Genomic DNA, 12,136 nt, shown 5'->3' with positions numbered 1-12,136 from the left:
CAATCCTGCGTCCGTGCGTTACCCTTTCTGGATCCTTTTCTGTCTGCTGCTTTCGTTCTCTCTTGCTGGTCAGTACGCGCCTCCCCTGCGCGGCCCCCTGCTGATTACCGGCACCTTCGGGGAGCTGCGCAGCAACCACTACCACGGCGGACTGGACTTCCGCGCCGCGGTGGGTACGCCGGTACTGGCGGTAGCCGACGGCTTCGTCAGCCGGGTAAAGATCAGTAGCGGTGGCTTCGGCCAGGCCGTGTACGTGGATCACCCCGACGGGAAGCGGAGCGTGTACGGCCACCTGGAGGTACTGGCCCCCGAACTGAAGGATACCATTCGCCGGCTGCAGTACGCCCGGGAGTCCTTCGAGATCGACTTTCGTCCCGACTCCACGGCCTTTCCCGTGCGCCGGGGGCAGACCATCGGCGGGGTAGGGAACCGCGGATTCAGCTTCGGCCCCCACCTGCACTTCGAACTGCGGGAAGCGGCTACCGACGCTCAATTGAACCCCCTCTCGCTGGGCTACGCGGTGGCCGATACCCGTACCCCCCAGCTGCGCAATTTGCGGGTGTATACCTGGCAAGAAGGTGGGGAGGATCCCACCGCCAAATCCTACGACCTGATCCGCAAGGAACTGCCGGATACCCTGGTGGTGGACGCCACCCGCATCGGGTTTGGACTGAAGGCCTACGACCGCCAGAACTCCATGCCCAACTGGAACGGGATCTACCGGGCCACACTCTGCACCGACAGTACCGAGGTGTTCTCCTTCGACTTCGACCGGGTCCCCCTGGAAAAGACCCAGTACATCAATGCCCTCACCGACTACGGGGAGTGGCAGCGGAATTCTTCGTGGTACTACCGGTTGTTCACCCCCGTCGCGGAGGCGGCCTTCTGGGCCGATACGGCGCCCGCCGCAGGTGCCGGGTTGATTGAACTGTGCCCGGGGGTGCCGGTACGGATCAGCATCACGGCCGCCGATTTCGCCGGGAACACCTCCGCCGTCAGCCTGGTGGTGGTCCACCGTCCGGCAGACTCGCCTTCGGCGGGCACGACGGCACCGCCAGCTCCGCGCTACCAATACTACCTGCCCTCGGGGGAGGCCAGCATCATCGACACCGGGGGCATGCGGCTTGAACTGGAAGCCCCCGCCCTGTACGAGGACCTGCGGTTTCGCTACACCCGACTGGTAGATGGTTCGGAAGGGTACCTGAGCGACGTACACCAGTTGCACGATACCGAGACGGCCCTCCACGGTCGTGCCCGGCTGCGCATCCGCCCGCGGGTAGCGGTACCCGATTCCTTGCGCTCCCGCGCCTACATCGGCAAGTGCGGCAACGGGGGCAGCCCCCGGGCGGTAGGCGGGACCTGGCAACCCGACGGGAGTATGCTGGTCGAGATCGGCTCGTTCGGAGACTACGCCATTCTACTGGACCGCGAGCCGCCCCGCATCCGGATCCGCGATTTTCCCACCGACCTGCGGGGGCGGTCGGCCTTCAGCCTGCTGGTGGACGACGCCGTGGGGGGAGAGCTGACGTACCGGGCAACGGTGGACGGGAAGTGGGTGCTGCTGGAGTTCGACGCCAAGTCGGGCACCCTGTCCCACACCTTTGAGAAGAGTCATCCGATCGGGGGAAATACCACCCACCAGTTCGAGTTGGAAGTTGTGGACGCCCGGGGCAACCGGGCCACGTTCAGTCGGCCGTTCCGCCGCTAAACGCTAAAGGTCGGCGGCCAGGCGCTTGACCAGCTGGTTGACGTGGGTCAGCCGCTCGTGGTCGAGACTGTACAGGATGTACTTGCCCTGCCGTTCCCGCTTGACGATGTTGGCCTTGCGCAGGATGGCCAGGTGCTGGGAGGCCACCGACTGCTCTACCCGGAGCGAAATGAAGATGTCGGTAACCGTAAGTTGCTCCTTGTCGGACAGCAGGCGAATGATTTGCTGGCGCAAATCGTGATTCAGGGCGCGCAGCAGTAAAACGGCCTTGGATAAGGTGGAAGCGTCTACTAGTGTGCTCTTGTCAGAATCGTCCGGCGAGGGCGGGTTGGGTGAGTTGGACATGGTTTACAGTATAACCGTTCCTAATATAACGCCTCTGCCAGTTGGAAACAAGGAGCGAACCCAGAAAGGGCGGAGCGGTACGAGGGTAGGGGGCAAAAAAAAGCCTTTAACGCTCGGTTAAAGGCTACATAACAAACACTATGAACAACACAAGATCTTAAAGATGCCCAGTTTTGGGCCTGTATTTTTTCTCGGCGCTGACAAAGATAGTCGAACTGACATTAATCACAACACAAAAGCCGAAAAAGGATTCAATTTTTTTTGAAAGCGCAGAAACCGGGTGCCAGATGTCGGGAATTCCGGGGTTTCCCCCGACCTTGGGTCCGTTCTCGTGGCCTATGCAACAGTCGTTACTGCAGTACATTGAGCGGCCTGCGCTGCTTGCGGAAATCTCTTCAGACGAATTGCTGGAGTTGATTGCGCGTTACCCTTATGCAACGAACCTTCGGCTACTCCTATTGCTCAAGGCGCGACAGGAAAAGGATCCCCGCTACGAAGAATACCTCAGTCGCTTCGCCTCGGCCACCTTCGACCGGGCCCACCTCTACAACCTGCTGGCTTCCCTCGACCTCAAGGAAGAGGAGCGGGGAGAGGTGCTGGAGCTGCTGGAACTGGAAGAGCTGGAGCTCACGCCTCTGGAGAATACCTTCAGCGAAGCCCTGCCTTCCCGGCTGAACGAACTGCCCACCCCGGAGCCCGCCCCGGTCTCCTTTGATATGGATTACCCCGACGAGCCCGTCATTCTGCCGCCACGGCAGGAGCCGCCCCCGCCGCCCTCCCGGGCGGGTATGGTGGAGTGGGTATCCGTGGCGGCCACCTACAGCCAGTTGCTGCCCGCGCTGGTGCGGGCGGCGCGGCCGGAAGACCCCGCGGTATTCGCCGCAAAGGTGGCCCCCCGCAGCCGGAACGCGAACCTGAGCGACCGGCTGCGCAAGCTGCGGCGGCGACAACAGGCCGCCAGCCCCCGCAAATCTTCGCCCGATACCGGCGGTGAGGGAGGGGTGGTGGTGAGCGAAACCCTGGCCGCCCTCCTGGTCCGCCAGGAGCAGTACCAGAGCGCGATCAAGATGTACCGCCGGCTGATCTTGCTTTATCCGGAGAAAAAACCGATCTTTGCCGGCCTGATTGAAAAACTGAAGGAAAAATTATAGCCCCATGGTCAACCTCCTTACTATCCTGACCGGTGTCGTTTGCCTGCTGCTCATGCTGGTGGTCCTGATCCAGAACCCCAAAGGCGGCGGTATCGATTCGACCTTCGGCGGTGGCCAGGCGAACCAGATGCTCGGCGCGTCCCGCTCCACCGACGTGATCGAGAAGGTCACCTGGGGCCTTGCGATCGCCCTCTTCACCCTGTGTATCCTGACGGCCCTGGCCGTGGGTTCCGTAGGCGACGGAGCCGACCTCAACGGCCTCTAGGCCGCTACTCCCCCCGGTTTGCCGGACATACTACGCCCCCATCTTGCCTCGGCAGGATGGGGGCGTAGTCGTTTTCGGACCCGGGGCTGAGCCACCTGGTCGGTTACCAGATGGCCCAGGTCTGGTTTAGGCCAGCCAGGTGTAGATGAAGGTGAGCAATAGGATGATGGCCAGGGCGGCGATGTTGAAGCCCATCCGCGTGCGGAACAGGGAGGGGTGGAGGTCGATGGCCTTGTAGTCGTCGGCCGTCTTGTCGGTGTAGATCAGGGCGATCACCACCAACGAGAGGATGATGAAGATGATTGACATGCTCAGGGGCACGCCGGGGACCGGCTGCAGCAGCAGGCGCACGCCGGTGGCCAGTCCGATGCCGATGACGGCCACGGACAGTCCGTTGCGCAGCTTGACGTCCTTGATCACCTTTTCGCCCATCTGGCGCTTCTCTTCCGCATTGAACCCGCCCTCCGCGGCCGCCTCGGCCTTCGTCCGGCCGGTGAACTGGCTGATGACCACCATCAGCAGCGCCGAGATGAGGAAGATGAAGGCCATGCGGTCCAGGAACGGCAGGTCGGGCATCAGCTGCTGGAAGGCCCACGACAGGGGCACCGAGGCCAGCACTACCACCAGGGCGGCCTGGGCCGTGCCCCGGCGGTAGAAGAAGCCGAAGATGAAGACCGTGAGTACGCCGGGACTGATGAAGCCGGTGTACTCCTGGATGACCTGGAATACCTGGCCGGCGTTCGCCAGGGCCGGAGCCACCGCGGCGCCGATAAGCAGGGCGGCGGCGGCCGAGATCTGCCCCACCTTTACCTGGCGGCCTTCCGTGGCGCCGGGGTTGATAAACTTGTTGTAGATGTCCATCGTGAAGATGGTCGAGGTGGAGTTAACCATCGAGCTCACCGAGGAACCGATGGCGGCCACCAGGGCGGCGAAGGTCAGTCCCGTGAAGCCCACGCCGACGTAGTTGGCCAGTACCCAGGGGAAGGCCTGGTCGGCTTTGGTGATGGGCAGGTTGGCGGGATCCTGTTCGCGCAGCAGGTACCAGGCGGCGATGCCGGGCAGTACGGCGAAGAAGGGAATGAACAGCTTCATAAAGGCCGCGAAGGCTACCCCCCGCTGGGCTTCGGGCAGGTCCTTGGCGGCCAGTGCCCGCTGGATGATGTATTGGTTGTTGCCCCAGTAGTAGCTATTGGTTATCCACATGCCCCCGAGCAGCAGGGCCATGCCGGGCAGCAGCTGGAAGCTGGACTTCACCTCCGCTCCCGGCTCCAGGTCGGTGGGCTCGCCGTAGGGCGTCACGCCGGTCGACAATTCGTGGGCGTTGGCTACGTCCAGGTAGGTATCACCCGGCTCGAAGAGCATCTCGAAGTGACCGGGCAGGGCCTGGTACAGGTTGGCGATGCCGGTGAATACGCTGCCGTCGCCGACTACGCTGAGGATGCCGTAGGCCGCAATGGTGCCCCCGAGCATGAGGACGACCACCTGCACCACGTCGGTCCAGACCACGGCCTTCAGTCCGCCGAAGATGGAGAAGGAAGCGGAGTACAGTACCAGCCCGATGATGCCGTAGATGAGGTCCACGCCCAGCAGCGTCTCGATGGCCAGGGCCCCGAGGTAGATCACGGTGGCGATGTTGACGAAGACGAACAGGGCGATCCAGAACACCGACATGATGGTGCGTACCGTGCCGTTGTAGCGGTCTTCCAGGAATTGGGGCATGGTATAGATCTCCTTTTTCAGGAAGACGGGGAGGAAGAACTTGGCCACCAGGATGAGGGTGATGGCGGCCATGAGCTCGTAAGCGGCGATGGCCAGCCCCAGCTCGAAGCCCGATCCGTTCATGCCGATGATCTGCTCGGCCGAGATGTTGGAGGCGATCAGGGAGCCGCCCACCGCCCACCAGGGCAGGCTGCGGCTGGCCAGGAAGTAGTCGCTGGCGGTCGAGGTCTTCTCCCGGTTCGCGATCCAGATTCCGAAGACGATTACTCCGATGATGTATGCTCCGAAGATGACCGTATCGATCGTACCCAGTTGGCCTAGTTGCATGATGACGTTTTGGATGAGTGGGGCCGGCGGGGTGGGACGCCGACCTTGGAAAGTGCGACAATATAGGAGTTTGCTACATGGCGAGTAGCCCTGCCGCGTCGAAGTACCTGAATTCCCGCAGATTGAAAATGCGCTCCCGCAGGGGAGCCAGCCCCCGCTCGAAGGCCGCCGGCGCGTCCACTTCCTCCCGCATCAGTCCCCGCAGCAGCTGGATCACCAGCGTGGGGTATTCGCTGCGGTAGCTGATCCGCCCCAGGTAGCGGGCCAGGTTGTTGACGCCGTACCCGACGAACTCCAGGTGGCCGAGGCGGTAGTGGCAGACCAGCTGTAGCAGCCGGGCGTACACCATCAGGTCGTAGCGCAGCGGCCTGCCTTCGGCCAGGACGGGCGACAGGTAGTCCAGGGCCTCCGCCAGGCGGTGGTTCACCACGCTGATCACCGCCAGTTTGTAGTACATCACGAGTTGCTTGTGGCGGTCCACCCCGCTCAGCTCCGCGATCCGGCGGGCAAAGGCGGCAACCGTGGCGGGGGCGCAGGTGCCGGGGTCGGTGAGCAAGTGCTGATTGATTTCGGCCCGTAGGCGGACCAGGGCAGCCATCATCTGACTGTTGCGCTGCTGGCGGGTGTGGCGGCTCTGTTGCTCGAAAGCCACCAACTCCTCCAGCAATCGCGCGTGTTCGGGGGCGTCGTAGCGGAAGAAGGCCACCAGCAGACAGCGGTCCAGCCCCTTGATGTAGTAGTTCACGTCCCTTTCCCGCAGTTCCTGCCGCCCGGCGAACTGTAGCGTCCAGGCGCGGGCGTGGTGGGCGGCCTCCGCGAGTTGCAGCTGGTTGTAGTGGTACCAGAAGCGGCACTGGTGCCCCAGGATGCGCTCCTGGAAGGTAGCTCCCGGCGGTACCGGGTCGCTGAAGTAGTGGTGGAACAGCTGGTAGAACTTCCGCGCCTCGGCCGGGGAGCCCACGTGACCGTGCTGGATGAAGTGGCGCTGCAGCATGAGCTGCAGGTTGGACTGGCGCACCGTACTGCCCATAATTTCCTGCCGCCGCCGGCTTTCGGAGGTCAGGGAGGTCATCCGTTCGGCGGTAGCCCGGGTGATGTGGCGGCTCTCGATCACCTTCTCGAAGTCGACGATCAGGAGGTGGTGGAGGTCCAGGTGGAAGCGGATGGCCTGCTCCTTGGCCCGGGCCAGCAGCTTCAGGGCGTGGAGGTAGAGCCCGCGGTCGTAGAGGAGGTTGGCGTAGTCGATCTGCTCGCGGACCTGAATGCCGAGGTCGCGGCGGCGGTGCTGCAGCCGCAGGGCGTCGAGCAGGCGGCCGTAGAGGTGGCGCTGCAGGTTGGCCAGTTGGCCCGGGCCGGAAATCCCCAGCCGGGTGGGCAGTTCGGGGTCATCCAGGGAGCCGCCCTCGCTCAGAAAGCGGAAAAGGCGGTAGAATTTGTCGTCTTCCCCTTCCCCCTCCGCGCGGGCCTGGCGGGAAAAGAAGCGCTTTTCGGAGCTGTCCAGGCTCTGAATCAGCTCGATCAGGAGCTCTTTTTTGGCAATTGACATAGCAAAACGGAGGTGATGTGTCAGTACGGATGCGCCCGTTGCCGGATAAAATATGCGCGGAGTGAGCCGGATGGATCCCGGGTTTCCACCCGATAGCCGGCAAGTAGCACCCCGGAAACCGGCCCGGCACCGGATTATCCCATCACAAAATAGACTTCTTTCTGATTTGATGCCCTCCGCGGCGCCTCGTCAACTTTGGGTAACAGTTTGACCGATCGGATTCCTGAATTGACCCCCATTTCTCACGCCTTACAGGGCAGCATTCCACTAGTATATGAAACTACCTCTACACCACCTCTGCGGGCTGTTGTTACTGCTCTCCGGCAGCCTGGGCGCCCAGCGGGCCCTTACGGGTACCGTCACCGACGCGGCGGACCCCCTGATCGGCGCCACCGTCATGGCGGACGGCACCACCGTGGGTACCGTCACCGACTACAACGGCTACTTCGAACTTACCGTCCCGGACGGCGTCGAGCGCCTCCTCATTACCTATACCGGCTACCAGGCCCAGTACCTGCCCATCACCGCCCAGTCGGAGTACGACGTCGTGCTCCAGGAGTCGGCCCTCGACCTCAGCGAGGTGGTCGTCACCGCCCTGGGGGTGAAGCGGGAGAAAAAATCCCTCGGCTACGCCGTGCAGGACCTTGGGGCCGACGCCATTGAGCAGACGCGGAGCACCAACGTGGTCAACGGCCTCAGTGGCAAGGTGGCCGGCCTGCAAGTTTCGGCGGCCAACGTACCCGGCGGGGGATCACAGGTCACCATCCGCGGCAACAGCTCCGTCCTCGGCAACAACCAGCCCCTCTACGTCATCGACGGGGTGCCCATGGAGGGTGATTTCGCCGCCCCCATCGACGGGGCCTCCGACAACAATGTCTACGGCGGGGGCATCTCCGAGATCAGCCCCGACAACATCGCCTCCATCACCGTCCTCAAAGGGGCGAACGCCGCCGCCCTCTACGGCAGCCGCGCCGCCAACGGCGTCATTCTGGTCACCACCAAGAACGGCAGCCAGGCGGAAGGCCTCACCATCAGCTACGCCGGCAGCTACTCCGTGGAGAACCCCTTCGTGGTCCCCGAATTCCAGAACATCTACGGCGGCGGAACGGGGGGCGTAACCTGGTACGCCGACGGCCGCAACGGCGGCATCACCGACCCCCTGGCCGTGGAGCAGTTCCGCAACGTCTACCCGGACGCCCCCCTGGTGGGTACCGCCGGGGTGGACGAGAGCTGGGGTGCCCCGATGGACGGCCGCCTCGTCCGCCACTGGTGGACGGGCACCGAGCTGGCCCCCCTGGTCCCCGTGCCCGACAGCTGGAGCAACTTCTGGGATACGGGCACCACGGCCAACAACACCCTGAGCATCTCCAACAACTACGGCAGCGGCAATTTCCGCTTCAGTTTCGGGCGGGTGGATACCAAAGGGCTGTTGTACAACAACGACTACGAGCGGAACAATTTCCGCCTGAACATTGACCAGGAGCTGGCCCCCAAGCTCCGCGTGCAGGTAAGCTCGGAGTACATCAAGTCTGGATCCGACAACCGCCAGCAGCCCGCGCTCTGGGAACTCGGCACCTGGCACCACCGCCACGACGACTGGGGGCTGCTGCGCGATTACGCCGACTATATGGACGTCCACATCGTGCGGGAGGGCGACGCCTACCCCTACGCCAACTGGCAGCATTCCTTCGCCGGGAACCGCTTTTACGAGCAGGAATACCTCACCAACGCCAACGAGAAGGACCGCTTGCTGGGCAACATCGCCTTTACCTACGAGTTCCTGCCCAGCCTGAGCCTGCTGGTCCGCGGCGGAACCGACCTGTGGACCGACACCCGCCGGGCCGTGACCCGCGGCGAGCGCATCAAGAGCGGTACGGAGCGTACCCAGTCCTTCAGCGAGGACGTGCTGCGGCGGCAGGAAACCAACCTCGACTTCATCCTCACCTACAACGGCTACTTCGGCGAGGACTTCAGCCTGAACGCCCAGTTCGGGGGTAACCACCGCACCAACTACTTCAAGCGCAACTACATCGGCGTGAACGACGCCACGATCAACGGCCTGTACAACGTGGCCAACAACGCCAGCCAGAACACCAACGTGAGCCGCATCGAGGAGAAGGAGGTGAACAGCTTCTTCGGGGCCGCCAGCTTCGGCTACAAGAGCTTCCTCTACCTCGACGTCACGGCCCGCAACGACTGGTCGAGCACCCTGCCGGTAGAGAACAACAGCTACTTCTACCCCTCGGTCAGCCTCAGTGGCGTACTCACCGACGCCCTGCCCATCAGCGGCCGCGTGCTCAGCTACGCCAAGGTGCGTGCCGGCTGGGCCCAGGTGGGGTCCGATACCGACCCCTACCGCCTGCGGCAGGTGTTCGCGCCCTCCACCCCCTGGAACTCCACCACCCCCCTCTTCGCCGAGCAGGCCACGATCGCGAGCTCGGACCTGCGCCCCGAGCGGACCACCGGCAAGGAGGCCGGACTTGACCTGCGCTTCCTCGGAGGGCGGATCGGCCTGGACGTGACGGCCTACGAGCAGACCACCGAAGACCAAATCATCAACATCGCCGTGAGCCGGGCCACCGGCTACGAGAGCAAGCTGATCAACGCCGGCAAGGTGCGCAACCGCGGCGTGGAAGTGGTGCTCTCCGGAGCCGTCATCGACCTGCCGAAGTTCGGCTGGGACGTAGCCCTGAACTACGCCAAGAACAACAACACCGTCCTGGAACTCTACACCGACGAGAGCGGCAACGAACTCGAGACCATCGTGCTGCAGTCGCGCCGCGGCCTTAGCCTGGAAGCCAGGGTAGGGGAGCCCTTCGGCACCCTCTTCGGCAGTGGCTTTGCCCGGGTGGAGGAAGGCCCGCTGGCCGGAGAGGTCATCTTTGAAAACGGGGTGCCGGTCAAGGACCCCAACCTGAAGGTGCTGGGCAACGTGACCCCCGACTGGATCGGCGGGGTGCGCAACATGTTCCGCCTGGGGGCCTTCAGCGCCAACTTCCTCATCGACGCCAAGATCGGCGGCGACATCGCCGAGGAGAGCAGCTCGATCGGCATGCAGACCGGGGTGTACCCCCTGACGGCCATCGGCCGGGAGGAAGGGGTGATCGGCGTAGGTGCCCGCAACGTGGGTGATGCGGAGAACCCCGTCTACGTCGTCAACGACGTGGTGGCCCCGACCCGCGACGTGGTGGGTGCCCTGAGCGTCCGGTACGCCAACGAGGGGGCCATCTTCGACGCCAGCTTCGTCAAGCTGCGGGAGGCCGGCATCACCTACGCCCTGCCCGCCGCGCTGGTCGACCGGGTGTCCTTCCTGCGGGCCGCCAGCGTCAGCCTGATCGGCCGCAACCTGGCCATGCTGTACAGCAACCACAGCCAGGTCGACCCGGAATTCAACAGCTACGGCGGCAACCTCCAGGGCGCCCTGAACTACACCACCGTCCCCAGCACCCGCAGCTTCGGCGTCAACCTCAACCTCACCTTCTGATGGGCGCCCGGCACCCGCGCTCCGCCGCCCCCCACCTCAGTCCACACGCCCCAAAAAACCAGTCCATGAACGCTTCCCACCTTCTCCTGCCCCTCCTGCTGCTGTTGCTCTTTACCGCCTGCGACGACGGCTTCGAGGCCCTGAACGCTAACCCCAACGAACCCGAACTCGTACCGCCGGCCACCCTCTTCCCCCTGGCGGTGCGGGAGGCCGTCGACCGCATCCACGGCCACCGCAGCCGCAACGAACGGCTCAACCTGGATGGGGGAATGCTCTGGATGCAGTACTTCGCCCGCAACCAGTACGTCAACGAAGGGGATACCTACAACCCCGCCGCCACCCTGAGGAACGAGACCTGGGACGGCTTCTACACCGAAAGCCTGGTGAACCTGCAAACGGTGATCGACCTGACCGGCGACCCGGACGGCCGCTACTACAATACCAACTACGCCGCCGCGGCCACCATCATGCGGGAGTACGTCTTCTCCATCCTCACCGATACCTGGGGGGCCATCCCCTACACCCGGGCGCTGGAGGGAGCAACGGCGGGCAACCTGGCCCCCGCCTACGACAGTCAGGAAGCGGTGTACGCCGGGATGCTGGCCAACCTGAAGGCGGCCGCGGAAGCGCTCGACCCCGCGGGCAAGCCCATCGACAAGGACATCCTCTTCGACAGCGACATCGTGATGTGGAAGAAGTTCGCCAACAGCCTGCGCCTGCGACTGGCCAACCGCCAGGCCGACCGGGCGCCCGAAGCGAGCCGCGCCGTCTTCGCCGAGATCCTCGGTAACCCCGAAACCTACCCCATCATCACTTCCATCTACGACGCTTCCTTCTTCCGGCCCACCTCGCGGCAGAGCGACGAGAACAACAACAGCTGGCACGAGGTGATGGTGTTCGACAGCCGGGAGGACTGGTCGATCAGCACCACCCTGATCAACGCCATGGCCGATGAGGAAGGCAACCCCACCGACCCCCGCCTGGAAGTCTACGCCAGCCCCGCCCAGGCCGGTGACCGCGCCGGGCGCTACGCTGGAGCTCCGAACGGACTGCCCGAAGGCGACGCCGTGGCCTACTTCACCACCGCCAGCCGGCCCGGGGACTACTTCACGGCCGAAACCCAGCCGGTGCCCCTGATCACCTTCGCCGAGATCAACTTCATCCTGGCCGAGGCGGCCATGGACGGGGAGTACACCGATGGCGCCGGTGCCGCCGACTATATGGAAGCCGGGATTCGGGCCAGCTTTGAGCAATTCGGCCTCACCATGCCCGACCACTACGTCGCCGGCCGGGGCATCAGCCGCGAAACCCTGATGACCGAAAAATGGAAGGCCCTCTTCGCCCAGGGCATCGAGGCCTGGACCGAGTACCGCCGCACCGGCTTCCCCGTACTGCCGGATCCCGACCCCCGCGCCGTCATGGAAAACGAAGGGCAGGTACCCACCCGCCTGCGCTACCCCGAATCAGAATACAGCCTCAACTACGCCAACGTGACCGCCGGCGTAGACCTGAACGGCGGACCGGACAACAAGCTCACCAAGCTCTGGTGGGCACAGTAAGCCAACCTCCCCGTCCTCATCCCCAAAAAGAA

General features: G+C 64.0%; 8 protein-coding genes. 5 read left to right on the top strand and 3 right to left on the bottom strand.

Annotation, left to right across the window (positions count from 1 at the left end; genetic code table 11):
* Positions 1-13: 13 nt before the first annotated feature.
* Entirely contained in the window at positions 14-1,708 is a 1,695-nt protein-coding gene (locus CGL56_RS11085; RefSeq protein WP_099106627.1) for a M23 family metallopeptidase, read from the top strand.
* Between the two features lie 3 nt (positions 1,709-1,711).
* On the opposite strand, the gene CGL56_RS11080 is transcribed toward CGL56_RS11085, so the two are convergent.
* Positions 1,712-2,053 carry an ArsR/SmtB family transcription factor gene (locus CGL56_RS11080; protein WP_099106626.1) on the bottom strand — a complete coding sequence of 114 codons (342 nt, stop codon included), beginning with the start codon at positions 2,051-2,053 and terminating at the stop codon, positions 1,712-1,714.
* A 458-nt stretch (positions 2,054-2,511) separates the two neighbouring features.
* Here CGL56_RS11080 and CGL56_RS11075 point away from each other — a divergent pair, with 458 nt between their 5' ends.
* Positions 2,512-3,204, top strand: a complete 693-nt coding sequence (locus CGL56_RS11075) for a hypothetical protein (protein WP_099106625.1) — start codon at positions 2,512-2,514, stop codon at positions 3,202-3,204.
* Positions 3,205-3,208: 4 nt separating this feature from the next.
* Positions 3,209-3,469: a preprotein translocase subunit SecG gene (gene secG, locus CGL56_RS11070; protein WP_099106624.1), complete on the top strand. Its 261-nt coding sequence runs from the start codon at positions 3,209-3,211 to the stop codon at positions 3,467-3,469.
* Positions 3,470-3,595: 126 nt separating this feature from the next.
* Here secG and CGL56_RS11065 read toward each other — a convergent pair whose 3' ends face one another.
* Both CGL56_RS11065 and CGL56_RS11060 read right to left on the bottom strand, forming a co-directional pair.
* On the bottom strand, positions 3,596-5,515 hold the full coding sequence (locus tag CGL56_RS11065; protein ID WP_099106623.1) for a sodium:solute symporter family transporter: 1,920 nt from the start codon (positions 5,513-5,515) through the stop codon (positions 3,596-3,598).
* A 73-nt stretch (positions 5,516-5,588) separates the two neighbouring features.
* Positions 5,589-7,061, bottom strand: a complete 1,473-nt coding sequence (locus CGL56_RS11060; protein ID WP_099106622.1) for a hypothetical protein — start codon at positions 7,059-7,061, stop codon at positions 5,589-5,591.
* Between the two features lie 274 nt (positions 7,062-7,335).
* Between CGL56_RS11060 and CGL56_RS11055 the strand changes: the two genes are divergently transcribed.
* Entirely contained in the window at positions 7,336-10,545 is a 3,210-nt protein-coding gene (locus tag CGL56_RS11055; protein WP_099106621.1) for a SusC/RagA family TonB-linked outer membrane protein, read from the top strand.
* A 65-nt stretch (positions 10,546-10,610) separates the two neighbouring features.
* The gene (locus CGL56_RS11050; protein WP_099106856.1) at positions 10,611-12,104 is read left to right on the top strand and encodes a SusD/RagB family nutrient-binding outer membrane lipoprotein; all 1,494 of its coding nucleotides are present in this window, start codon (positions 10,611-10,613) and stop codon (positions 12,102-12,104) included.
* Positions 12,105-12,136: the final 32 nt, after the last annotated feature.

It is taken from the genome of Neolewinella marina (assembly GCF_002631205.1).
GTDB classification, from domain to species: Bacteria; Bacteroidota; Bacteroidia; order Chitinophagales; family Saprospiraceae; genus Neolewinella; species Neolewinella marina.
The sequence above is the reverse complement of the archived record's forward strand: the minus strand, read 5'-3'. Positions and strand labels throughout refer to the sequence as shown.